This is a genomic window from Methylobacterium sp. Leaf94 (assembly GCF_001426045.1).
Lineage (GTDB): Bacteria > Pseudomonadota > Alphaproteobacteria > Rhizobiales > Beijerinckiaceae > Methylobacterium.
Window position 1 is genome coordinate 24,049 of record NZ_LMRM01000062.1, and the last position, 23,889, is coordinate 47,937.

A 23,889-nucleotide genomic window follows, 5' to 3' on the forward strand; every position below is an offset into this window, starting at 1 on the left:
CGTTTTTTCCAGTCAGGAGACGTCCGGCATGGATGCCACGACACGCAGCCCCTTCGACGTGGTCGAGATGACCCTGGCCGATGCGGCCGACGCCTTTGCCAGCGGTGTGACCTCCGAGGCGCTGACGCAGGCCTTCCTCGATCGCATCGCGGCGCACAACCCGCACTACAACGCCCTCATCGTCATGAACCCGGACGCCCTGGCCGATGCCCGCGCCATCGATGTCCGGCGCGCGGCCGGCGAGGCCCTGGGGCCGCTGGCCGGCGTGCCCGTGGTGATCAAGGACCCGATGGACATGGCCGGGCTGCCGACCACCGCCGGCTGGCACTTCCTGAGCGCCCGGACCGGCGGCGTCGACCTCATCCCGGAGACCGACTCGCCCGTGGTGGCGCGGATGCGGGCCGCCGGCTGCGTCATGCTCGGCAAGACCAACGTGCCGGTGCTGAGCGCTACCGGCAGCCACGCCAACGACAGCTGGGCCGGCCCGACCTTGAACGCGGCCGCGCCCGAGAGCCTGCCCGGCGGCAGCAGCGCCGGGACGGCGACTGCCGTCGGCGCCAGCTTCGCGGTGCTGGGCCTCGCCGAGGAAACGGGCGGGTCGATCCAGAATCCCGCTTCGGCGCAGGGGCTGGTCGGCATCAAGCCGACCTTCGCCCTGGTGCCCAATGCCGGCGTGGTGCCGCTCGCCGGCAGCACCCGCGACGTGGTCGGTCCCATCGCCCGCTGCGTACGCGACGCCGCGCTGACCCTCGACGTGCTGGCAGGCTACACCCCCGCGGATCCGAAGACCGTGGCGGGCATCGGCAAACGCCCGCGGGGCGGCTACACCGCCCACCTCGACACCGGAGCGCTGAAGGGCAAGCGCCTCGGCCTGTTCGGCCCGGGCTGGCGCGACCTGCCGCTCTCCCCGGAGGCGGGCACGCTCTATGCCCGCGCACAGGACGAGATCGCCGCCCGCAGCGCCACGCTGGTGGCCGATCCCTTCGCCGGGACCGGCTTCGCGGCGTTGGGCCGCCCTACGCCGGGCCTGAATCACTTCGATGCCCGCGGCATGGAGTCGGTCCCCTACGACCTGCACCTCTATCTGCAGCGCCTCGGCCCGAGCGCCGCCATCCGCAGCGTCGAGGCCTTCGCCGCGGCCACTGAGGCCGAGGACGCCTTCGGCCCCATCGGCGTGCTGCGCTATCTGCATGCCATCCCGGCCTTCGCGCCGATCCTCGCCAACCCGACCGTGCCACCGGATCTCTCCGCCTTCCTCACCCTGCGGGAGGCCTACCTGGCGATCTTCGACGCGGTGATGGACGCGAGCGGCCTCGACGGCCTCGTCTTCCCGCAGATGCGGAACGAACTTCCGCCCCTTCACGGCGACGAGGCGATCAACGAGACCACGGTGTGCGAGATCAACATCGCCGGATTGCCCGGCGTGACGGTCCCGGCCGGATTCTACGCCTCGGGGTCGCCGTTCAACCTGATCTTCGTCGGCCGGATGTGGAGCGAGGCCGACCTCCTCGGCTTCGCCTACGACTACGAACAGGCGACGCGTCACCGCCGCGCTCCCGACCTGGTCGGCTGAGGCTCGGACGCGGGTATCCCGCGGGCAGGACTGCCCAAGGGATCGGCAAACGGCCCCGGCAATGAGCAGTAAAGCCACAGAAACCACAAAACACAGATTTCCCGATTGACCCACCTCGCCAGTCGCGGCGTAATCAAAACGCTGAACGTTTTCCTTGGGAATTCCGGCAGACATACGCGTCGGGCGACGTGCGGACCATGCCGGGGTGGGGGTTCGATTGCATCCGGCGATGCCGTAGGATTTCGGGAAACGACCTGTGTCTGTGGTTTTTGACCGACCGGTCACACGCGCCGACGGCGCAAGGCGAGATTCGATGCATCATTCCAGTTGCAGGACAACGCGAACGAGCATGGGATACCGGATGCCGCGTCCGCATTCCCGCGCGACCGCGGCCACGGATCACCGTTATCATCGGGTGAACGGTAGGACGGCCATCGAGCATGCTGACGGATCATCGCCACCAGGAAATCCTGTCCCGCCTCCATGGGACGGGCCGGGTCGGCGTCGCGGATGTGGCCCTCTTCCTGAAGGTGTCCGAAGAAACCATCCGCCGCGATCTGAAGATGCTGGAGGAACGCGGCCTGCTCCGGCGCATCCACGGCGGCGCGGTGCCGCCGCGCCTCGATCAGGAGCGCCCCCTGCAGGAGCGCGGCAAGCTCAACACCCGCGAGAAGGGGCGCGTGGCGGTTCTGGCCGAGGCCCTAGTGCTGGACGGGATGTCGGTCTTCATCGACACGGGCACCACCACGCTTGCCCTCGCCCGGCGGCTCACCGGGCGCAACCTCACCATCACGACCAACTCGGTGGACGTGGCCCTGCATCTCGGCAGCGGCCCGGCCCGGGTCAACCTGACGCCCGGCACCCTGCGGAGCAACGACAACGCGCTGGTGGGCTACGAGACCGTGGCCTACGCCCGGCGCTACTTCTTCGACATCGCCTTCATGGGGATCGCCGCCTGCGATCTCGAGCACGGCTGGATGGATTACGAGGAGCACGAATCGGTGCTGCGCCGGACGCTGAAGGGTCAGTCGCGCAGGGCCGTCCTGCTCGCCGATTCCCGCAAGTTCGGCCGGCAGGCCAATCTCTGCACCTTCGGTCTCGGCGAGAAGCTCAGCATCGTCACCGACAAGCCGCCGCCGGAGGCGTTCCAGGACGCGTTCGCCGGGCATGAGATCGAGACCATCCATACCTGAGGCCGGCGAGGCGCGGGCCCTCGCGGACCTGCTCGACCGGTTCTTCGCCTGCGGCGCCACCCCCGGGGGCGGCGTGACCCGCCTCTGCGCAAGCCCCGCGGACGGCGCCGCCCGCGCCGTGTTCGCGGAGATGGTCCGGGCGGCCGGCGGCACCCTGCGGGTCGACGCGACGGGCAACCAGTTCGGCCTGTTTTCGCTGACGGATCAGGAAGATGCGCCCCTCGTCATGATGGGCTCGCACCTCGACAGCCAGAGCCGCGCCGGCCGCCTCGACGGTACCTACGGCGTCGCCGCCGCCCTACGGGTGGGTGCCGGCCTGATGGCGGCCCGGCGGGCCGGAGGGCGCTTCAACGCCGATTTCTGCGCCGTGAACTGGACCAACGAGGAGGGCGCCCGCTTCCGGCCGAGCCTCCTCGGCAGCGGTACCTATGTCGGCCGACACACGGTGGCGGAGGCGCTGGCCTGCCGCGACGACGACGGCATCCGCCTGGGGGCGGCGCTGGCGGCGATCGGCCAGGCGGGCGGCGACGCACCGCCGCCGCAGCCGGCCTGCTACCTCGAGATCCACGTGGAGCAGGGCACCGCGCTGGAGGAGGCCGGACGGACCATCGGCATCGTCACCCGCAACTGGGGGGCGACCAAGATCGAGGCGGCCTTCACCGGCGTCCAGGCCCATACGGGGCCCGGGCGGATGGAGCGCCGGCGCGACGCGCTGCTCGCCGCCGCCTATGCCATCGCGGACATCCGGGCGCTGGCCGATGCGTGGCCCGGCCTGCTGTATACCGCGGTGGGTCGTGTCGAGGTCGCGCCGAATTCCGCCAACGTGGTCGCCGCACACGTCGCGATCTCGGTGGAGCTCCGGTCCGCCGACGACGCCATCCTGGCCGAGGCCGGGCGCCGGGCCGACCGCCTCCTCGCCGGGGCCGCCGACCGGGCCGGCACCGGGCTGACGATCACGAGCCGGGGCGAGCGCCCGATCCGGGCGATGCCCGAGGCGGTCTGCGACCTCGTCGCCGCCTGCGCCGCGGCGCAGGGCCTCGAAACCTTGCGGATGGACACGGTGGCGGGGCACGACGCCCTGAGCTTCCTCGGGATCTGCCCGACGGGACTCGTCTTCGTGCCGAGCATCGACGGCATCGCCCACAACGAGGCCGAGGCCACCGACCCGGCCGACCTCGCGGCGGGCCTCGCCCTGATGCGGGAGGCGGCCAGGCGCCTGTGCCGCCGGGGCGGCGACCCGGTGCGGGCCGCGCAACCGGAGCCGACAGGATGATGGCCCCCGAACCGGACTTCGCGACGCGCATCGCCGCCGCCCTCGCGCGCCTCCCGGGCTGGGAGGCCGGGGCGGCGGAGATCGCCCTGGCGGCGGCGCCGGTCGCCTCCCCGACCCACCGGGCGGTGGCCTCGGACTGCGCCCGGGTCCGGCGCGACGGCGCCGATCCCGTCTTCGTCAAGCGGCGCCACGCCGACATGGCCGCCGACATCCGCCCCGCCATGGCGGAGGCGACGCGCCGGGCCGGGGCCCTCGGCCTCGGCCCGGCCCTGCTGGCCCAGGGCGAGGACGTGGTCGTGCTGGCCGACCTGCCCGAGCCCTGGCGCTACGCCCGAGTCGGCGACCTGCAGGAGGCGGACACGATGGCGCAGGTCCTCGGCGCCCTGCGGCGGCTGCACGGGGCGGAGCCCCTCGGCCAGAGCTTCTGCCCGTTCGGGCGGATCGCCGCCCTCGCGGCGGAGGCCCGGGCCTGCGCCGCCCCGGTGCCCGACGACTTCGCGGTGCTCCTGGCGGAGGCCGAGCTGATCCGCGCGGCGATCGCGGCGGCGGGCTTCGACCGGCGGTTCTGCCGCAACGACGGCACCGCCTCGAACCTCATGCTGCGCTTCGACGGGGGCGGCCTCGCGCCCGACGGCGTCCGCCTCGTGGATTTCGACCTCGCGGGCGATTTCGACCCCTGGTTCGAGATCGGCGCGCTCCTCAACGAGGCCTATGTCTTCGAGCCCGAGCGCCGGCAAGCCATCGAGACCTATGCCGGGCGCTGCACCGACGCCCTGCTCGCCCGCTGCCGGCTCTACGGCGCGGTGGACGACCTGATGTGGGGCCTCTGGGGGATCACCCGGGCGGTGACCTCGCGCCGGCCCGGCATCGAGTTCTTCAAGTACGGCCAGTGGCGGCTGCGGCACGCGCGCACCACGATGGCGGCGCCGGACTTCGAGCTCTGGCTGCGCCGGCTGTGACGGACCGGACGGCTGCGGGGAGGACGCGATGAGCTGGACACGGATGGGCGAGGGGCGGGGCGCCCCCGAGCAGGCCCTGGAGGCGATCCTCGCCCGGGTGCCGGCCTGGGCCGGCACGCCCCTGCGCTACCGCGCCGTCTCGGGCGGCATCAGCAACACCAACTGGCGGGTCCAGGCGGGGGAGGGGATCGACGTCTTCCTCAAGGTGCCCGGGCGCGGCACCAAGATGTTCATCGCGCGGGACGCCGCCCACGAGGCCAGCCGGCGGGCCGAGGCCTGCGGCTTCGGGGTGGCGGTGCTCGACTACCTGCCGGAGGACGGCGTCGAGATCTTCGCCTTCCTGGACGACTTCCGGGCGTCCTCGAACCTCGACTTCCTGCGCCCGGTCGTGCGCCAGAACGCGGTCCGGGCCCTGCGGGCCTTCAACGACGCCCCGGCCCTGACCCTGACCAAGACGATCTTCGACATGATCGAGGAGCATGTCGGGCAGGTGGAGGCCGTCGGCGGCCGGGTGCCGCAGGATGCGGCCTTCCTGATGCGGCGCTATGGCCAGGCCAAGGCCGCGCTCCTGGCCTCGGGCCTCGACCTCGTGCCCTGCATGAACGACACCCTGGCCGGCAACTTCATGCTCGACGGGCAGGACCAAGTCCGCCTCGTCGACTTCGAGTACGCCTCGAACAACGAGCGCGCCTACGAGCTCGCCCTGTGGTTCGACGAGATGGCGTTCCCGGCCGCGGTCGAGCGCGAGATGATCGAGGCCTATTGGGGCCGCTGGACCCCGCAGATCGACGCCCGCACCGCGGTGCTGAAGGCGCTGGGCGACCTCAAATGGGCGACCTGGGCGATGATCCAGGAGCGCGTCTCGACCCTCGACTTCGACTATTACAAGTACGGGACCTGGAAGCTCGCGCGGGCCCGGACCCTGTTCCACCATCCCGACTGGCCGCGCTGGCTGCACTTGCTGTGACCGCCGCCCTCCCGTTCCCGCGTTCCCCGTCGCCCAAGGCCGATCCCATGTTTCCGACCCTCGCCCCACCGGCGGGCTTCGACGCCACGCCCGACGGGCTGATGGCCTTCGCCCACCACCTCGCCAACAGCGTGCGCCCCCTGGCGCGCCGCCACTTCCGCACGCCGCTCGCCGTGGAGGCCAAGGCCGATGCGAGCCCCGTCACCGAGGCCGACCGCGGCATCGAGGCCCGCCTGCGGGCCGAGATCCGCCAGGCCTACCCGGCGCACGGCATCCTCGGCGAGGAGGAGGGCGGCGACTTCAGCCACGACCTGACCTGGGTGGTGGACCCCATCGACGGGACCCAGAGCTTCATCACCGGCATGCCGCTCTTCGGCACCCTGATCGCCCTGGTGCGGGGCGGGCGGCCGCTCCTCGGCCTCATCGACATGCCGGCCCTGGCCGAGCGCTGGCACGGCAACGGCAGCAGCGCCTGGTTCGGCGGCAAGCCGATCCGCACCAGCCGGCGCGCCCTCGCCGAGGCCCGGCTGTTCGCGACCTCCCCCGACCTGTTCCGGGGGGCCGACGCCGAGGCCTTCGCGGCCCTGAGCGCCGCCGTGGGCCTGCGCCGCTTCGGCGGCGACTGCTACGCCTACGGCCTCCTCGCCTCGGGCCATTGCGACCTCGTCGTCGAGGCCGGCCTCAAGGTCTACGACGTCATGGCCCTGGCCCCCGTGGTGGAGGGCGCCGGGGGCGTGATGACCGACTGGGCCGGTCGCCCGCTCACCCCGGATTTCGACGGCCGCGTCATCGCCGCCGCCAACCCGGAGCTGCACGCGGCGGCCCTGCGCCACCTGACGGGATTTGCCTGAGGCGCGGCGACCGGAAGGGCGGCGAATCCCGGGAGCGCCCCCTCCGCCTGGTCATCGGGGGGCCGGTTGCGACCCGACCTTGCCGTTTAAGCTACCCTACGCCATCCGCCGAAAGCGGTCGTTCGTCGCTCCGTGATGTCGGCAGCAGCGCCACGTCTGCGGGCCTTCGCCTGCAAGCAGGAGATGGGCTGCCTCCGGTGCAGCCGTGAGCCCTGATGCGAATGGCCTCGATGGCGTCTGGTCGAAGTCGCCCACTCGTCCAAGGTCGAGATCCGGCTCGGCGGCTTCCTGCCGGGGGGCTGAAACTTCTCGGGGACCGACTCCGTATCAATAGCCGAGGATAGGATCGCGCCCAGGCCAAAAGCCTTGATTTGAGCGCGGAATATCTATTGCTTAATTATCATAGTATAGGAAAGTCATTCTTTAATTGTTAGGAACAACGATACAATCATGATGTTGTAGTGTGGGTTGGATAAGATGTTCACCTCCACAGGAGATCCTACATGAAGAAGTTCACTCTTGCGCTGACCGCCTTGACCGCTCTCGGCGGCATCGCCCTCGCCGCCGGTTCGGCCACGGCCGCCCCGATGTCCGTCAACGGCATGCAGTCCGAGAGCGGCGTCACCCAGGTCCGCATGGACCGCGGCGAGCGGATGATGATGAAGAAGCGCATGATGCGGAAGAACATGATGAAGCGCCGCATGATGAAGAAGCGGATGATGAACCGCGGGATGTGATCCCAAGCGCCATGCGCTTTCGGAGGCCCCGACATGGGGCCTCCACCCCGATGGCCATGACTTCAAGGAAGACCGTTTGGCTCGAACCTACCTGACCCGTTCCGCGCCCGAGACCGGCGAGGTCGAGCGCCGTCGTTGGATGTTCCGGCACCCCGCCGTCATCCGCGTCACGCACTGGGTCAACGCGGTCTGCCTGCTGGTCCTGCTCATGAGCGGCCTGCAGATCTTCAACGCCCATCCGGCTCTGTACTGGGGCAACGTCTCGACCTTCGATACGCCGCTGATGGCGATGTCCTCCACCGAGGACGACCCGCCCAAGGGCGTCACCACGATCTTCGGAACGACATTCGACACCACCGGCTGGCTCGGCTCCTCGGTCGGTGCGAACGGCGAGCCGGCCGACCGTGGCTTCCCGGCCTGGACGACCCTGCCGAGCGACCAGGACCTCACCGGCGGTCGTAGCTGGCACTTCTTCTTCGCCTGGGCCTTCGTCCTGAACGGGCTCGCCTACCTCCTCTACGGGTTGGTCAGCGGACAGCTTCGGTTCCGGGTGATCCCGTCGCGCGACCAAGTCCGGCACTTCGGCGCGTCAGTGTGGGAGCACCTGACGCTGCGCTTCCCCCAGGGCGACGAGGCCAAGCGCTACAACGTCATCCAGAAGCTCACCTACCTCGTCGTGTTGTTCGTGCTCCTGCCGGTTCAGGTGCTGGCTGGGCTCGCGATGTCGCCGGCGATGAACGCGGCCTTCCCGTTCCTGCTGACCCTGTTCGACGGGCGCCAGTCTGCCCGTACGATTCACTTCGTCGTGGCGGCGCTGCTGGTCCTGTTCGTCGTCGTGCACGTCGCACTCGTCCTGCTCTCCGGGTTCTGGAACAACATGCGCGGCATGCTCACCGGCTGGTTCGTGATCGAGCGCAAGGTCGAGCCGGTCGCCGTCGCCGCGGAGCCCCGGTCATGAACTCCCTTCCGAGCCGACGTGCCCTCCTAACGGGAGCGTCCGCCACGGCCGCGGCGGCCATGCTCGGCGGGTGCGACCGCCTAGGCAACGCTGACTGGTTCCAGCGCACGATCAAGACCGGCGAGGACGCCAACCTGTTCGTCCAACGCCTGCTCCTGACCGACCGGACGCTGGCGCCGGAATACGCCGAGTCCGACATCTCGCCGTGGTTCAAGCCGAACGGCACCGAGGATCCGCTGGACAAAGACTACAAGGCCCTGGCGAAGGGCAAGTTCGCCAAGTACCACCTTGAGGTCGGCGGCCTCGTGGAGGTACCCTTCCGGCTGTCCCTGGCCGAGCTTAGCACGCTTCCCGCCCGCACCCAGGTCACCCGGCACGATTGCGTCGAGGGCTGGAGCGCCATCGGCAAATGGACCGGCGTGCCGCTCGCCGACCTCCTGTCCCGCGCCAAGCTGAAGCCCGAGGCGCGCTACGTGGTGTTTCATTGCGCGGACACCATGGACCAGGGCAGTGCGCTCGAAGGCGGCGGAGACGGTGAGGATACCGACGAGGCGCCCCCCGCCGGCAATACCAACCCGGCCATGACCAAGCAGTCGGGCGGAGGGGAGAGTAGGAAGGATTCCGGCGGCCAACAGGCGCCGGAGGACACCGCGGCCAGCGGCGGGACGTCCGTCCGGTACTACGAGAGTATCGACCTCGTGGACGCGTTCCACCCGCAGACGATCCTCGCCTACGACATGAACGGCAAGGCGCTTCCTATCGCGAACGGCGCCCCGCTGCGCCTACGGGTCGAACGCAACCTCGGCTACAAGCAGGCCAAGTACGTAATGCGCATCGAGGTGGTCGAGAGCTTCGCCCATTTTGGCGAGGGCAAGGGTGGCTACTGGGAGGACCAGGGCTACGCTTGGTATGCGGGCATCTGAGCCGCTCGCGTGCAGCCGGCTTCGAAAGGTGAACTCGATCAACATCTTACGGGCGGCGGCGGACAATGAAAACCTGGCCGATCAGAATGGCTGTTAGCCCCATTCTCCGTCCAGAAGCGGACGGGCAGAACCCCACCCGACACGGTTGTAGCGCGGACGGGCAGGTACCGACCCAACTACGCCGTAGAAGTTGGTCGATAGCAAACCCGAAAGCAGCCCTTCATCCGGCGGCTGGAGGCGTCCGAGCGCTTGGCTGACTACGCCATAGACACAGCGATCCACTCCCGTCGCGTGGCCAGACGTGGTTAGATGCTTCATCGACAAAATCGCCCAGTCTTCCCCGGCGACCAGAGGTGGCATTCTTATCCGGAAACGCGAGCGCCTCCATCACCCGGGCTCTTGCTTTTCCTTCGATCACCCCGAGCCAGCCCCCGATGCCGAACTTGATGGAGTCCAGCCTGCGTGCCGCCGCCGAGGGCCTTGTCGCGCTGGTGGCGGCCTGCAATCGATTGCGCCTTCCGAGGACGCAGCACCCCTTCGTGGTCGGTGTCCACGCGCCGATGCGCGAGGAATTGACCCTGCGGGATTTGCCCGTGACCGGGACGATCCCGGCGGGGCTCGAGGGCCGATACCTGAAGATGGGCGCCAACCCCGCCCGCCCGACGACGCGCGGCCACGATTGGTTCCTGGGCGACGGCATGGTGCACGGTCTCCGCATTGAGGACGGAAAGGCCATGTGGTACCGTAACCGTTTGATCGGCTCGCATGCAGCTTCCGCAGCGCTCGGCCGGCCCGCTGCCCCGGGACCGCGCCGCGGCGACGACACCGTCAACACCAACGTCGTCGCGATCGGCGGCCGCGCTTTTGCCGTGGTCGAAGCCGGCAGCTTTCCCGTCTTTTTATCCGAGGACTTGGAGACGCAGCGCTACGATACGTTCGACGGCACCCTCGCCGGTTCCTTCACGGGGCATCCGCATCGCGATCCGGCGACCGGTGAAACACATGCCATCGCCTATGACGGCCGCGTCTGGGACAGCGTGCGCCACGTCGTTATCTCGCCCGCCGGTCGCGTTGTGCGGGACGTCTCAATTCCGGTCGAACACGGCCCCTGCATCCACGATTGCGCGATCACGACCCGCTTCGTCGTCGTGCTAGACCTGCCCGTCACCTTCTCGATGCGGGCGGTGCTGGCAGGACACCGCTTCCCGTTCCGCTGGAACCCGGCCCACCGCGCCCGCGTCGGCCTGCTCCCGCGGCATGGCACGGCCGCCGACATCATCTGGTGCGCGGTCGAGCCGTGCTTCGTTTTCCACGTCGCCAATGCCTACGACAACGCTGATGGGCGGGTGATCCTCGACGTCGTCACCTACGAGAGGGTGTTTGCCTCGGCAGGTGGTGGCCTCGATGCACCGGGGCGGCTGGAGCGCTGGACAGCCCACCCCACGACGGGGCGGGTCGACCGCCGGGTGATCGATTCCGCGGCGCAGGAGTTCCCCCGGATCGACGAGCGTCGCTTTGGGCAGCACCACCGATACGTCTATACGGGCTCGGTCCCCGCCGACGGCAACACTCAGCTCGTGGGCGCGACGCAACTCTACAAGCACGATCTGGAGACACGGGAGCGGCGCGTTCACGAGTTCGGCCCCGACAGTGTCCCGGGCGAGTTCGTGTTCGTGCCTGCGAGGCCCGAGGCTGAAGAAGACGAGGGCTGGCTCGTTGGGCTCGTCGTCGACACGGTGAGTGACACGACCGACTTCGTCATCCTCGACGCGCGCGCATTCGAGGCGGCGCCCGTCGCCGCGGTGCACCTGGGGCATCGGATCCCGCCAGGCTTTCATGGGAACTGGTTTCCAAAGTCGTGGACCGAGTGACCGTCTCTGGATGCTTCGGCACTCGATCCGCTTTCCTCTGTAATATCGCATGGGGCGCAGGATTGTCCCGTGATGCCCGGGAAGCCGAAATGCCTGTCGCGAGCGACCCGAAGCCTGCCGATATCCAGGATCACGGAGGAAAGCCGTTCCTCCCCGGCTTCGTGCCCGGACCGCTGGGACCAACAGGTCTCGCTGTCATCGATGCCTACCAGCGGGCAGAAAACTACCTCTTGGTCGGCCAGATCTACCTGCTCGACAACCCGCTGCTGCGGGAGCCCCTGTCCTTGGGATGGCTACCGCTGCATCACCGCGCTGCTGCAGGCAGCGGGGTGGCAGGTTGGGCAAGGACCGGGTTCAGCGGATCTGGCGTCGTGAGCACGCGGATCAGCTGACAGAGCTGAGGGTATCCGGCGCCCCTCCTCAGAAAGCCGCGCATCGAATCACATCTGCGCTCCCTTCGAAACCCCGGTCGATGTAAGCCGGTCGGGCACCGCTCTAGGCGCAGGCTCCAGTCGGGCGCGACGAGAGGCGGCTAAAGACCAATGCCCCAACAACCCCGATGATTGCCCCGACCGCCTTCACGGCGAAATCAGCCACGCGGCCATGCCGAGAGGGATCGAGCATCTGGGATGCCTCTAGGGCGCCGGCCGCGATGACGATCAGCATGCCAACCTGCCAGCGGTACCGAGGGTAGCCAACCGCAAAGAGGAACCCGATGAGGGCGAAGGCGCCCAGCCGCTCAACCGTGACAGGGAAGCCTGGTGGATGCGGCCGGTACTCGATCGGGCAGACGGTCACGAAGACCAGGGCGGCGAGCAGCATCCAAGCAAGAACGCGGGCAGATTTGATCATCGTGTTCGGGCTGGTCCGCTTGCGAGACTGTGTGGCGCTTCATGCAAGCGGTAAGCCGGCAACATTAAGGTCGCTCTAACCAAAGCGCTGCAGGCTGAGTGACAACCTCAGGAACGCACAATGCTCTTCGCCTTCGGCCGACTCTGGACGGTTCTGAAAGCTGCGCTGGCGATTGGCCTGCTCGCGGTGGGGTCTCTCTACTCGGCCAACGTGGTTGACCAGAAAGGCCTAAATCCTTTCGCCGCTGCCCTGGGCGAGCCGGTGATAACGGGATCGATCAAGACGAGCCAAATCAGGTAGCGGTGCCTAATAACGCGTCTCACTGGGATTGCCCCGTTTCTGTGGACGGTTAGGGGGCTTGGCTGAGCCGGGTCTCAGGTGACGGGTGCGGCCGGGTCTCCTGCTCGTATACGACGGGCGAGCGGTATCCGAGCGCCGAGTGCCGGCGCAGCGGGTTATAGAAGCCCTCGATGTAGCTGAAGCAGGCATTCGTGCCTCGGCCTGCGAACGGAAGCGGCGGCGGGCGAGCAACTCGCATTCGAGGGTCGAGAAGAAGCTCTCGGCCATGGCGTTGTCGTAGGCGTCGCCGACCGAACCCATCGAGGGTCGCACGCCCGCCTCCTGGCAGCGGCTGCCGAAGGCCAGCGACGTGTACTGCGATCCTTGGTCCGAGTGATGGATCACGTCGCGGGGCCTGCGCTGTGTCACGGCCATCTCCAAAGCGTCCAGAACCAACTCCGAACGCAGGTGATTGGCCATGGCCCAGCCGACGATCCGGCGGCTGAAGGCGTCAAGCACGATGCTGAGGTAGAGGAAGCCCGCAGCAGTCGGCACGTAGGTGATATCCGCTACTCAGAGCCGGTTCGGGGCAGCGGCGGCAAAGTTACGGTCGACCAGGTCGGGAGCCGGGCGCGCCTCTCGATCTCGCCGCGTCGTGACAGGGCCACCACGCCGATGACTGGCTCCGACAAGGCCAGCCTCGCGCATCAACCGGGCTATGCGTTTGCGAGAGTGCCGCTCGCCCTGTTCGCGCAGGTCGGCGTGGACGCGTGGCGCGCCATAAGTCTCGTGCGAGCCGAGATGGACGGTGCGGATTCGCTTGAGCAGGGCTGCGTCCGCTGTCCGACGCGCCGAGGGCTGCCGGCCAGCCCAGGCATAGTATCCCGCCTTCGACACGCCGAGCATGTGTGCCATGGCAGCGATCGGGAAGTCGGCCTGGTTCGCGTTCATGAACCGGAAGACCCCGACGGCAGAACCCCGGTCTCCCGAGCAAACCAGGCCGTCGCGCGAGAGAGGATATCGCGCTCCAGCTTCAGCTGCCGGTTCTCGCGCCGTAGCCGGACGAGTTCATCGCGCTCAACCGCTGTCAGGCCGGGGTCGGCAGGCGGTGGCTTCGCATCACGCCGTCCTTCGCTGCGGTCGGCCTCGGCCACCCAGTTGCGGATGGCCTGTGCGGAGGGCTCGAACTCGCGAGCCAGATCGTTCGGATCACGGCCGGCGCGGACCAACTCGACCATCTGTCGGCGGAACTCGGCGGGGTATGGGGGATGGCTCTTGGGCATCGGATAAACACCTCACGCGAAAGCGTTGTCGGTGTCCACCAAACCGGGGCAATCCCAATCTGTGCGTTGTCCGTGTGCGCCCGCTCGCCGGTGCGCGACAGGCCGACATCGACCGAGCCGTAGCCCGCCGCGATGCCGAGCACCGTTCCGGGCTGGGTGTGGGCGTCGATGCCACCCGCAAAGCCCGCGATGGTCTCGGTGCGACCGGCCGCGTTCGCGGTGCCGTCCACCGTGCCGAACTGACCGTAGCCCGTGGCCCAGACGCCGTAGCCGCGGTTCGTCGGGACGAAGCGCGCCTCCGGCACCGACCGACGCTGCGGCAGGTCGGCGGCGTAGACGGCGGGCGGCAGGGTGAAGCCGTCCTGGCCCGGTTCGAAGATGGCGGTGTAGCCGCGCTGGACGAGCTGGTCCGCGAAGGCCCGGCCGGCCCGCAGCTGCGGATCGGCGACGGATGCGTAGCCCTGGCCGGCCACGCGGTCGAGCAGCGCCGCGTTGGCGCCGTCGCTCTGGTAGTCGAGGGTGGTCAAGGCGCCCGTATTGCCGGCGAGGGCCGCATCGAGGCCCCGGGCGGCACTGGCCTGGTTCTGCGTCCGCGCCACGAGGCCGAAGCTCTGCTGGGCCAGCGTGACGTAGGCGTTGGTGGCATCGCTCGAGGCCACGGCACGGATCAGCGTCGGCAGGGCATTGCTGGTGGTCACGGCGCTGAAGCCCCCGGTGATGCCGCCCTGGGCCGTCACGAGGGTGTAGCGCGTGCCCGGACGGTACTGACCGTCGGCTTGAACGAGGCTGGCCGTGCCCGCGAGCGTCGCGGTGCCGTCGACGCTGAGGCGGGCGGCCTCGCCGGTCGCCGCGACGGCCGTGCTGAGCGTCGCCCCGGCGGTCTGGGCGAAGGCGCCCGAAACCGAGAGGGTCCCGTAGGCCGCCGTGGCGTTGCCGGGCGCGACGGTCCCGCCATTGGTCAGCGTGCCGCCGATGCGCCCGGTTCCGAGGAGCGTCCCGCCGGCGGCGACTTGCGTGTCGGCATTGAGCGTCGAATTCACCATGAGGGATCCGCCGGCGACCGTCGCACCGCCCGAGAAGCTCTGGGTGGTGCCGGCGGCCAGGGTGTAGGCATCGCCCTGCGCCGAGAGGGTGGTGAAGCCCGAGACGTTGCTCGCGAGGGTGCCGGCCCCGGTCAGGACGAGGGCGTTGCGGCCGCGGCCCTGCGCGACGATGTTGCCCTGGATCACCGAGCCGGTGCCGAGGGTGATGGTGTTCCGGCTGGCGGCGACGTCGTTCAGGGTGATGCCGCCGGTGATCGTACCGGTGTTCGCGAGGGCGTGGCTGCCCATGCCGTAGAGCAGGCTGCCGTCGATGCGCCCGGCATTGGTGGTGCTGCTGTTGCGCCGCGCGGTGCTGGTGGCGACCTGCGGGTCAGAATCGGTGAAGCGGACGTCGCCGCCGATCGTCCCCGTGGCCGCGTTGGTGAGCGTCGCGGTGCCGTTGCCTTAGACCACGATCGCCTGCCCGCCGGCCGGCCCCGCGATCGTGCCCGCATTGGCGATGGTGAAGCTCTGCGCACGGCCCTGGATCGCGCGCGTTCCGGTGCCGGTGGCCGAGATCCGGCCCCCGGCCTGGTTGGTCACGGTGAGGGACGCCACGTCGTCGTCGGAATCGATGGCCGCCACCGCGGCGGTGCCGGTGCTGGTCGAGGCCCGGGTCGCCGAGATGGTGCCCGCGTTGACCACCGACATCGAGGCGATGTTCTCGCCGGCATAGATGCCGCGGGAGACGCCGATGCCGTTCTCCGTCACCGCGATGGTGCCCTGATTCACCACCGCGACGTTGCTGAAATCGGCCCCCGTCGAGTTGGCGAGTACGCCGTAGACCCGGTTGGCCGCCGTGTTGGTGCGCCCCGCGGCCCCGGTTCCGGTGATCGTGCCGAGATTGACCACCGTCGTGTTCGAGCCCGACAGGTTGACGGCCTTGTTCGTGAGGGTGTTGGCGACGGTGAGCTGGCCCCCCGAGCCCGTGACCTGCACGACGCCGCCGACGGTCTGGGTAGAGCCGGCCCCGAGGGTCAGGGTTCCGCCCGCCACGGTGAGGTTTCCGGACAGCGCCTGCGTGGAGCCGGCGCCCGTCGTCCAGGCGCCGCCGGCCTGGGTCAGGCTCGTGAAGCCGGTCACCGCCCCCATGAGGGTCCCGGTGCCGGAGAGCGTGAGGGTGTTGGTGCCGAGGCCCCGGGCGGTGATGTTGCCGCCGATACTGGAGCCGGTGCCGAGGCTGACCGCGTTCACGGTTCCGGCGACGTCGAGGAAGCTGATGCTCCCGCCGATCCGGCCCGTGTTGGTCACCACCGCGTTGCCGCCACCGAAGGCGACCGTGCCGGTGATCGTTCCGGCGTTGGCGACGGTGCCGGAGCGGCGCAGGTTCACCAGGGTGGCGCCAGTCTGGAGATCTTGATCGAACAGCCGGATATCGCCCGAGACGACGCCGGTGGCGGTGTTTGTGAGGGTGGTGCTGTAGGCGCGCGGCGTCGTGGCATCGCCCGCGTTCCCGGCGTTCAGCGCGTAGGTGGCGATCGCCGCCTCTCCGGCCGTGGTGTTCTGGATCGTGCCGCTGTTGTTGATCACGAGATCGGCCGCGCGCCCGTTGATCGCGCGGGTGTTGACCCCCGTCGCCGTGATGCGCCCGCCGGCCGCGTTGTTCACCACCAGGCGGTCGGTGTCGTCGTCGGAATCGACGCCCGCGACGAGCGCGGTGGTGGCGGTTGCGGTCGGGGCCCGGGTGGCGCTGATGAGGCCCGTGTTGGTGATCGTGAAGAGCGTCGTGTTCTCGCCCGAGTAGATTCCGCGCGCGATGCCGTTTCCGTTCTGGACGACGCTGATCGTGCCGCCATTGGTCACGGTCGTGCTGGCGTATTGGGCGCCGTTGGGTGCGCTCGAATAGGCGCCATAGAGCCGGGTCGTGGCGTTCCCCGCAGGTGCGACGAGGCTGATCGTGCCGGTATTGTTCAAGGTCGAGAGGTCGCCCGCGAGGTTGACGCCGAAATTGTCGCGCGCCTGGCCGGCCGGATTCGTGATCGTGCCCGCGTTGTTGACGAGGCTGCCGCCGACGACACGAATGTTGGTGAAGCTGGGATTGGCGCCGCCACTCGTCTGAACCGGCGTGACCGTCGCGCCGGGAGCGACGGTCACGGTCAGGCCCGTGGCGGCTGCGGGCGCGACGTACCCCGTCGACGTCCCGAAGCAGGCAATGGTCTGGCCGCTCGTCGGTGTCCCCGGTTGGCAATCGGCGCTCGCCTCAGAGACGAGGACAGACCAGGCCGGAACAGTCAGAAGCAACGAACGGCGCAACGTCAAGCCTAGGCCTGCCATCGATTCACTCACCAGAGTTTTGATTCTCTCATACCGTTTTTTTACCGGCTAAGCGAGCAAAAAACTCTACGGAGTGTGCGAGTCAAATGTAATCCACGTGATCTACAAAGAATCGATCCCAAGAAACAAAAATATCACATCGACTTCGCAACAAGACATCGGCATCACGCGGGCTCGGGAAAGTCAAGTAATATTGGAATGGTCTTTCGGAAAGAACGGCAGGACGATCTGGCATTCTGCGGTCAGGCCGGCGGCCCCCCCCCCGACACGTCGAAGCGCGCGGTCGGCGGCGGCCATCGGGACGGCTCCCATGTCAGGTCCCATCGAGCGCCGGGATCAGGGCTTCGCGGAAGCCCGCGAACTCGACCGTGCGCCAGCGGTAGCACTGATAGAATTGGACGCGCCCGCTGGTGACGGCCTGGACGGGGATCATGAGGTCGAAGCCGGCGGAGCGTGCCAGCGCGGTCCCGAGATGCGCCTCGATGTCCGGCCGTTCGAGAGGCGCGCCGATGCAGATCCGGCTTCGCCCGTTCTCCTCCCAGCGCGCCACCACGCACAGGGCGGAGCCGAGCCCGCGCAGGAACGCCCAGCCCTGGCACCGGATGGACCGGACGTCGTCCTCGGCGGTGAGCGCGACCGCGTTGAGGTTCGGCGCCCGGCGGATCACCTTGATGAAACGCCGCCGGAAGGCCGCGGGGAGGGTCTCGGTGTCCCGACAGCGCCCGTGCCCCTCGCGGACCTGAAGCCGGTCGGGCAGCGCGATCGCCGGGCCGGTCCCGCGGCCGGTGCGCAGGAGGACCTCGTAGGGGTCCGGCCGCAGGCCATTCAGCGCCGCGACGAAGCGGAGTGTTCCGTCCGAGGCGGCATGCGCGTCCGCGTCGAGCCGGAGCGTCGCGCCATCGGAACTCTGGAGCCAGACCTGGACCGCCTCCGCTGGGACGTCGGGCAGGCAGGCCTCGAAGGCCCAGACCTCCGCGGCCGAACCGACGAGCACGCCGTCGCAATTGGGCAGGCTCTGCCGGATCCGCCGGGGCACGCCTCTGCGCGGAGTCTCCCAGTCCGGGCCGGCCCCCTGCGCCGCCCGGAAGTGGCCCGCCCGCGCCGCGCCGAGATCGCTCGCGGCGAAGATCCGCAGCAGCCCGCGGGTGACGATCCGGTGGGTCGCCGTCACCTGGATCAGGTCCACCGCGTGACTTCCGAAACTCAGACCCGCGAGGTCGACCTGTCCGGCGAAGCCCGCGTCCCGCGCCGCGAGGGTCCGTAGATGGTCCAGCACGTCCTGCCGGCTCTCGGTCGCAAGGGGGGCGTAGGACGTGCTCGTGCCGTCGCTGAAGCGCAGATAGGTCCGGTAGGGTCCCCGGCTCTCCGACAGGTGCATCCAGCCGCGCAGGGAGAGGCTCTGGAACACGACGGCGTTCCCGCTGCGATCCAGGCGCCGGCGCTGATCGGTCCAGAGGGCGTCGATGGCCCAGGCGAGGGCCGGATGGCTCAGCGGACGTTCCAGGGCGGGCTTGGCCGCGTCCGCCTCCGGCAGGGCGTCGATGTGGGCGACCGCCGGGAAGGTCTCGGGGAAGCCGCCGCCATCCGAGAGACGGCTCCGGTCCCAGAGGATGTCGTTGCTGACCCAGGACGGCGCGTTCACCTGAAGCGCGAGGTCGTCGAGGGACAGGTCGTAGGCGCCCGGGCGCCGGTTCGGGACCCGCTCGTGCGGGCAGGGCCGCTGCGCGATCAGGCCGGCATACAGCCGGTGCAGAGCGTCGAGATGCGCGTCCACCGACGGGAAGGCCTTGCGCCGGATGGTGGTGCGCATCGCCGCGAGCTGCTCCCGGTCGAAGAGGAGGGCCAGGAGCTTCGCCCGGACCGCGCCGGGATCATGCGGCGGCACCCGGAAGCCATCGATCCCGTCGCGGACCCGTTCGGCGGGCGCGCCGAGGTCGCTGACGATGGGCACGAGGCCGGCCTGCCAGGCCTCCGTGAGTGCGATGAGGAAGGTCTCGGGCCAGGTCGAGAGGTGGAGGGAGACGTCGCACCCCTGCAGCTGGGCGACGATGCCGCGCTGCTCGTAGGGGCCGTGGACCGTCACGCGCTCCGCCGGCAGGCCGCGCAGGCGGCCCGCATGGTGGGGGCTGACCTGGCCGTGGATCCGGAACCGGATGGGATAGCCCTCGCAGGTGCGGATCAGCTCGATCACGTCGTCCCCGCCCTTGTGGTGGGTGAAGTTGCCGATCACCGCGACCACGAGGGACGCGGGGGCCTCCGCCGCGGGAGGTGCCTCGGGGGGGGCGGCGGCCGGCGTCGGGACCAGCATCGCGATCTCGACGACGCGGTCGGGGGCGATCTGCGGATGGAAGGCCCGCAGGTAGGCACCGGTGGCCGGGGTGCTCGTCACGAAGGCGTCCACCGCGCCGACCACCTGCCCCAGGAACGCATCCCGGCGCGCCTTGGCGCCGGCGGGATAGTTGTGGCTGGCGGCGAGGCACGCGTCGCATTGCTCCCGGCCGCGATGAACGACGTCGCAGAAGCGGCCGTTGTGGTCGAGCAGGAGCCAGCGCTCGCAGATCAGGTAATGGTCGTGGAGGTGCTGGACCACCGGAACGCCGCAGGCGCGCGCGATGAGCGGCAGGCTCAAGGGCCAATGCAGCAGATGGTGGATGTGCAGCAGGTCCACCCGATGCTCGAACAGGATGCGGGCGAACTGCCCCTCAACGTTCGGGTCGGTGAGCCGGGGCAGGCCGACGGCCCCGCCGGGCAGGTTGAGCGCGACACCGGGGCCTTCGAGGCGCATCTCCCAGGTCTCGCCGCGGAAGACCGGAAACAGGAAGAGCAAGTCGTAGCGGTCGCCGAGCCCGGCGAGGGCCTCCTGGTAGACCTCGACGCCGCCGCCCTCGCGATGGCCCAGGCGGTTGTGCGTGAGGATGAGCACGGTCCTGCGCGGGGCCGAGGCGGGGGGGCGCTCGCCGCGGGCGGAGGCCGTGCGCCGGTCGGGGACGGCCCGCTCCAGCATCGTGGCGATGCGATGGTCGTAGAGGTGCTCGGCCAGCGTCCGGGCGCGCGCGGCGCGGGCCTGGGCGAGCCGTTCCTCGGGGACCGACAGCATGCGGGCGATGGTCTCTGCGGCCTGCGCGTCGTCCGTGCAGAGCTGGAATTCCGTGCCGGCGGCATAATAGTCCCGCACCTCCGGCTCGGGCGACACCATAACCTGGAAGCCGCCGGCGAGAGCGGTCTCGAACAGGCGCGGGGGCGGGGTCGATCCGGCCGCCTGCTCGGCGGCGCTGCCGGAGAAGACGCGCGGCAGGGTGAGGACGACGCGGCTGCGGTTGGCCAAGCGTGCGAAGTCGAGATTGCCGCAGCGCCAATCCGTGGCGAGGGAGCGGTCATGCAGGTCGGGCGGCCCGATATGGACGTTCCAGGGCAGGGCGATCTTGACCCGCAGGTCGGCGGGCAGGAGCCCCAGGATCGTGTTCAGGCTCGCGACCCGGTTGGGCCAGGCGGTCCCGACGAAGAGCAGGTCGTAGCGGTAATGGCGGTCGTCCGCGCCGACCGCGAAATTTTGGAAGAGCGGGCTCGCGGCCAGAGGCAGGTGGACGGCGCGGCCCTCGTAGGCGGCGACGCTTCCGCGGTCGTTGGTGAAGACGATGTCGAAGCAGTCGGAGAAGCGGACGTTGGACGCACGCTCGTAGGGATCCTCGGTGGTCCACAGGATGCTGAGGCGGGCCAGGCGCGCGAGCCGGCCGAGCAGGGGCGCCTGCATCCGGGCGCCGCCGAAGGCCAGGACCGTGTCAAGCCCCTCCGCCAGGAAGGTCGCGAGGGCGTCGCCGTGATGCGCGACCACGACGCGCGCCACGCCGGGGTGGCGCCGCAGCGCGTCCGCGATGGCCAGGACGATGTAGTGGTTGTGCGTCCGCGGCTCGGTATCGAGGAGCAGGATCGAGAGATCCGTCATGCGCGCGCCGATCCGCGCGGCTCCGGACGGGGCACGGCAAGCAGATCTTCCAGGTTCTCCGGCGCGGGGCGGGCCGGGAGGCCGCAGAGTTCGAGGATGCGCCCGGCACGGCACGCATAGGTGTGATCTCTCAGAGCGCGCCGCTGCGCCCGCTCGGCGATGGCGAGGATCGCGGCCGGCTCGTCCCGAATCCGCTCGAGGGCCCGGGCGATGTCGCGGGAGCCGTCGACGAGTAGAATCTCCTCGTCCGGCTCGAAGGCGTCGCAGATCTCCAGACCGGTCGCGAAGTAGAGTTGCGTCGAGCCCGACAGCGCCACCTCGAAGGTGCGCGGTCCCGGCGTCGCCTGCGGCAGGGCGAAGCGCCGGTTTGCGATGTCGAGATCGCGGCCGATGTTCAGCGTCAGCCAGGCGGCGGCGGCGTGGTCGGCCATCTCGTCCGCGGTCAGGCGTCGGTTGTGCGCGCAACGCAAGTCGGCCGGCCAGTCGCAGCCGAGAATCTCCACCGGGTGGCGGGACAGCAGATCGTCCGCCCGCCGGAGGAGCGCGACCCGGTTCGGATAGGCGACGCCGCAGAAGAAGATCGCGATGTCGCGCGGCAGGCTCGGGTGGATGGGACGCAGGTGCCGCGTCGGGGACGCGGCCAGCGGCAGGTGGTGCACCGACCCGTGCCGGTAGTGATGGACCGCCCAGCTGTCGTTGGAGAGGACGATGTCGGCCAGGAGCTCCGCCTTGAAAGCGTAGTCGAACTCGTAGGGATCCTCGGTCAGCCAGAAGGCGAGCTGGGCTCCCACGGCGTCGACGGATCGGCGCAAGGCACCGAGGCCGGCCGCATCCGGCACGAGGCTGCCGACGGCGACCACCAGCTTCGGACGCAGGCGACGCACCCTCTCGCAGGCGAGCTCTAGGGGCGCCTGCCCGACTGCGGCGCCTCCCAAGCGCTCGCTCAGTCCTTCGACAAGGTAAGTTCTGATGGCAGGATTGATATTGACCGCATCAGATGTCGTGCCAGTTACGAGAACTTCGATCGTATCCGGATAAATGTGAGATGCGAAATTCATTTATTCCGTCGATTGGCGTGTGGCGTTGCGAGGGTTTGACTTCCTTCTTAGAAAAGCAATAACTTCGTTTTCGAAAGCTGTCTATGTAAACGAGTGTCGACAACGTAATCGGGAAAGATGAGTAAGAGCGGTATTGCTTTTCGGCAAGACGATCGGGAGAATTCGGCAATCGGAAGCGGGTCCGGTGCGCAGGGAGCGGGCGGCGTTGCCGGGACGGGCGGCCCGGGCACCCTCACGGCAGCCAATATCCTCCTGCCGGTCGCGGAGGCTGTGTCCGGAGACGTTCTCCTGCTCGGATCGGTGGCGCCGAGCCTCCACGCCCATGCCGCGGCGCTGGCCGGATCGCTGACTGCCCACGCGCGGCGGCCGCCGGAGGCCGACCCGGTCGACGGCCCCCCCGCCTATGATACGATCCTAGCCTTCGATCTCTTCGCCCCGGCCGACGAGGCCGTCCCGCTTGCGCTGCGTGCGCTGCGGCGAAGCCTGCGGCGGGACGGACGGCTGATCCTGGCGCTGGGGACGAAGCCGCCGGGACGCGGCGCCTCCGCCGCGGGGCAGCACGGATCCCGAGATCCGGGCGGCGGGCCGGGCGCCTGGGCCTGCCTGCGCCGAGCCCTGGAGGCGGCCGGATTCCCGCACCAGCACTGGTGGTATCCGTTTCCGGACCATCGCGGCGCCCGCACCGTCCTGTTCGAACGCGGCCTGGCTCTCGGGTCCGGGCTGGATGCCGCGGCCCTGGCGGGGGACGCCTCCGGCGAACGCCGCGCTTGGCGGCGCATCGCAGAGGCCGGCGGACTAGCGGACCATGCGCCGTCCGCGCTCGTCCTGGCCTCGGCCGTCGGGCTCCCGGCGGAGGAGCGCCTCGCCCTGCAGATCGGCCACGAACGGCGGCCGGAATTCAACAAGGTCGCCACGATCCTGACCCGGGCGGAGGGTCCACCGGAGGTTCGGCGCGTGCCGCGCCGGCCCGGATTGCCGCGCTGCGTGGCCGGCGTCACCAATCGATTCCCGTCCGAGGCCCTCGCGCCCGGCCAGCCCTGGCCCGAGGCCCTCGAGGCGGTGCTGGCCCGCGACGGCTGGACCGAGTCCGACGTGGCGACCTGGGCCGAACGCTGGATCACCGCCGTCCGGGCCGCGTTTCCGGAGGCCGATCCGGGCGGCCGGTCGCCGGATGCCGCCACGCTCCTGCCCGGTCATGCCTTCGATGCCATCCCGCGCAACCTGCTGGTTCATGGAGGGGAGGCCACCTTCATCGACCTGGAATGGACGCTCGACGCGCCCCTCGACCTCGGGCACCTGCTCGTGCGCGGTCTCGTCGACACCTTCCTCACCACGCCGATTCGGGGCTGTCCCGCACCGGGGCTCGACCCGACCTTCCTGACCTTGCTGCGCGCGTGCACCGAACCGCTCGGAGACGGCCTCTCCGATGCCGGGATCGCCGAGCGCCTCGACCGCGAGGCCCGTTTCCAGCGAGTCGTGGGCGGGCATGACCCGAAGCGCAACTTCGCGTGGCTCGCGGCCACCCATCCCCTGTCCCGCTCGCAGCTGCTCCTGCGCGCGACGACCCTGGCGGACGAGGTCGCTGGGCTGCGGAGCGAGCGCGCCGCGCTCGTCGACGCCCGTGACTCGGCGCAGGCGCAGACCGACCGCGTCATCGTCTATGCGGCGGAACGGGATCGCGAGGCGGAGCGCCTGGAGGCCGCGCTGGCCGCAGCCGAGGCCCGTCTCGCGGGGCCGCCGCCCAGGCCCCCCGGCCCGGCCATCCGCCTCGGCCGGGCCGTCCGGGGCCTCGTCCCGTGGAAGCGGACCTAGC

16 protein-coding genes and 3 pseudogenes are annotated in these 23,889 nt (G+C 69.8%); 13 read left to right on the forward strand and 6 right to left on the reverse strand.

What is annotated here, in order from left to right:
- Nucleotides 1-28 precede the first annotated feature (28 nt).
- From ASG63_RS21225 to ASG63_RS27150, 11 genes and pseudogenes are all read left to right on the forward strand, one after another.
- A complete protein-coding gene (locus ASG63_RS21225; protein WP_056221396.1) occupies nt 29-1,573 on the forward strand; it encodes an amidase in 1,545 nt (514 codons plus the stop codon).
- 440 nt (nt 1,574-2,013) lie between these two features.
- Nucleotides 2,014-2,766, forward strand: coding sequence for a DeoR/GlpR family DNA-binding transcription regulator (locus ASG63_RS21230; protein WP_056221399.1), 753 nt, complete (start codon nt 2,014-2,016; stop codon nt 2,764-2,766).
- Entirely contained in the window at nt 2,741-4,039 is a 1,299-nt protein-coding gene (locus tag ASG63_RS21235; protein ID WP_056221402.1) for a Zn-dependent hydrolase, read from the forward strand. Before ASG63_RS21230 ends, ASG63_RS21235 begins: the two co-directional genes overlap by 26 nt.
- Entirely contained in the window at nt 4,036-4,998 is a 963-nt protein-coding gene (locus ASG63_RS21240; protein ID WP_056221406.1) for a phosphotransferase family protein, read from the forward strand. The genes ASG63_RS21235 and ASG63_RS21240 overlap by 4 nt, the downstream gene beginning before the upstream one ends.
- Before the next feature lie 28 nt (nt 4,999-5,026).
- A complete protein-coding gene (locus ASG63_RS21245) occupies nt 5,027-5,965 on the forward strand; it encodes a phosphotransferase (RefSeq protein WP_082559443.1) in 939 nt (312 codons plus the stop codon).
- A 47-nt stretch (nt 5,966-6,012) separates the two neighbouring features.
- Nucleotides 6,013-6,816, forward strand: coding sequence for an inositol monophosphatase family protein (locus ASG63_RS21250; protein ID WP_056221413.1), 804 nt, complete (start codon nt 6,013-6,015; stop codon nt 6,814-6,816).
- Between the two features lie 503 nt (nt 6,817-7,319).
- Nucleotides 7,320-7,553 carry a hypothetical protein gene (locus tag ASG63_RS21255; protein ID WP_018041746.1) on the forward strand — a complete coding sequence of 78 codons (234 nt, stop codon included), beginning with the start codon at nt 7,320-7,322 and terminating at the stop codon, nt 7,551-7,553.
- Between the two features lie 76 nt (nt 7,554-7,629).
- Nucleotides 7,630-8,511 (forward strand): cytochrome b/b6 domain-containing protein, encoded by an 882-nt coding sequence (locus tag ASG63_RS21260; protein ID WP_409565325.1) that lies wholly within the window; start codon nt 7,630-7,632, stop codon nt 8,509-8,511.
- Nucleotides 8,508-9,434 carry a molybdopterin-dependent oxidoreductase gene (locus tag ASG63_RS21265; protein ID WP_056221416.1) on the forward strand — a complete coding sequence of 309 codons (927 nt, stop codon included), beginning with the start codon at nt 8,508-8,510 and terminating at the stop codon, nt 9,432-9,434. The genes ASG63_RS21260 and ASG63_RS21265 overlap by 4 nt, the downstream gene beginning before the upstream one ends.
- Nucleotides 9,435-9,868: 434 nt before the next feature.
- Nucleotides 9,869-11,305 (forward strand): 8'-apo-carotenoid 13,14-cleaving dioxygenase, encoded by a 1,437-nt coding sequence (locus tag ASG63_RS21270; protein WP_056221419.1) that lies wholly within the window; start codon nt 9,869-9,871, stop codon nt 11,303-11,305.
- An 89-nt stretch (nt 11,306-11,394) separates the two neighbouring features.
- Nucleotides 11,395-11,586, forward strand: a pseudogene (locus ASG63_RS27150) (hypothetical protein); the annotation flags it as partial.
- A gap of 214 nt (nt 11,587-11,800) precedes the next feature.
- On the opposite strand, the gene ASG63_RS21275 reads toward ASG63_RS27150, so the two are convergent.
- Nucleotides 11,801-12,157, reverse strand: coding sequence for a hypothetical protein (locus tag ASG63_RS21275; protein WP_056221421.1), 357 nt, complete (start codon nt 12,155-12,157; stop codon nt 11,801-11,803).
- Nucleotides 12,158-12,277: 120 nt separating this feature from the next.
- Here ASG63_RS21275 and ASG63_RS21280 point away from each other — a divergent pair, with 120 nt between their 5' ends.
- Nucleotides 12,278-12,457: a hypothetical protein gene (locus ASG63_RS21280; RefSeq protein WP_056221424.1), complete on the forward strand. Its 180-nt coding sequence runs from the start codon at nt 12,278-12,280 to the stop codon at nt 12,455-12,457.
- Nucleotides 12,458-12,506: 49 nt separating this feature from the next.
- Here the strand turns inward: ASG63_RS21280 and ASG63_RS21285 are convergent.
- The 5 genes and pseudogenes from ASG63_RS21285 to ASG63_RS21305 form a co-directional block, all read right to left on the reverse strand.
- Nucleotides 12,507-13,719: pseudogene (locus ASG63_RS21285) on the reverse strand (IS3 family transposase).
- 62 nt (nt 13,720-13,781) lie between these two features.
- Nucleotides 13,782-15,050, reverse strand: a pseudogene (locus ASG63_RS26675) (autotransporter domain-containing protein); the annotation flags it as partial.
- A gap of 156 nt (nt 15,051-15,206) precedes the next feature.
- A complete protein-coding gene (locus ASG63_RS21295; protein WP_056221429.1) occupies nt 15,207-16,895 on the reverse strand; it encodes a beta strand repeat-containing protein in 1,689 nt (562 codons plus the stop codon).
- A 493-nt stretch (nt 16,896-17,388) separates the two neighbouring features.
- Nucleotides 17,389-21,018, reverse strand: a complete 3,630-nt coding sequence (locus ASG63_RS21300; protein ID WP_056221432.1) for a glycosyltransferase family protein — start codon at nt 21,016-21,018, stop codon at nt 17,389-17,391.
- Nucleotides 21,015-21,902, reverse strand: coding sequence for a CgeB family protein (locus ASG63_RS21305; RefSeq protein WP_244476398.1), 888 nt, complete (start codon nt 21,900-21,902; stop codon nt 21,015-21,017). Before ASG63_RS21305 ends, ASG63_RS21300 begins: the two co-directional genes overlap by 4 nt.
- Nucleotides 21,903-22,346: 444 nt before the next feature.
- On the opposite strand from ASG63_RS21305, the gene ASG63_RS21310 reads away from it, so the two are divergent.
- Nucleotides 22,347-23,888 carry a hypothetical protein gene (locus ASG63_RS21310; protein WP_056221434.1) on the forward strand — a complete coding sequence of 514 codons (1,542 nt, stop codon included), beginning with the start codon at nt 22,347-22,349 and terminating at the stop codon, nt 23,886-23,888.
- The last annotated feature ends 1 nt before the right edge of the window (nt 23,889 follow it).

Excerpts from the sequence above, each read along its gene's own strand:
- ASG63_RS21225 (WP_056221396.1), top strand. The coding sequence starts at position 29 with ATGGATGCCACGACACGCAGCCCCTTCGACGTGGTCGAGATGACCCTG.
- ASG63_RS21230 (WP_056221399.1), top strand. The coding sequence starts at position 2,014 with ATGCTGACGGATCATCGCCACCAGGAAATCCTGTCCCGCCTCCATGGG.
- ASG63_RS21235 (WP_056221402.1), top strand. The coding sequence starts at position 2,741 with ATGAGATCGAGACCATCCATACCTGAGGCCGGCGAGGCGCGGGCCCTC.
- ASG63_RS21240 (WP_056221406.1), top strand. The coding sequence starts at position 4,036 with ATGATGGCCCCCGAACCGGACTTCGCGACGCGCATCGCCGCCGCCCTC.
- ASG63_RS21245 (WP_082559443.1), top strand. The coding sequence starts at position 5,027 with ATGAGCTGGACACGGATGGGCGAGGGGCGGGGCGCCCCCGAGCAGGCC.
- ASG63_RS21250 (WP_056221413.1), top strand. The coding sequence starts at position 6,013 with ATGTTTCCGACCCTCGCCCCACCGGCGGGCTTCGACGCCACGCCCGAC.
- ASG63_RS21255 (WP_018041746.1), top strand. The coding sequence starts at position 7,320 with ATGAAGAAGTTCACTCTTGCGCTGACCGCCTTGACCGCTCTCGGCGGC.
- ASG63_RS21265 (WP_056221416.1), top strand. The coding sequence starts at position 8,508 with ATGAACTCCCTTCCGAGCCGACGTGCCCTCCTAACGGGAGCGTCCGCC.
- ASG63_RS21270 (WP_056221419.1), top strand. The coding sequence starts at position 9,869 with ATGCCGAACTTGATGGAGTCCAGCCTGCGTGCCGCCGCCGAGGGCCTT.
- ASG63_RS21275 (WP_056221421.1), bottom strand. The coding sequence starts at position 12,157 with ATGATCAAATCTGCCCGCGTTCTTGCTTGGATGCTGCTCGCCGCCCTG.
- ASG63_RS21280 (WP_056221424.1), top strand. The coding sequence starts at position 12,278 with ATGCTCTTCGCCTTCGGCCGACTCTGGACGGTTCTGAAAGCTGCGCTG.
- ASG63_RS21300 (WP_056221432.1), bottom strand. The coding sequence starts at position 21,018 with ATGACGGATCTCTCGATCCTGCTCCTCGATACCGAGCCGCGGACGCAC.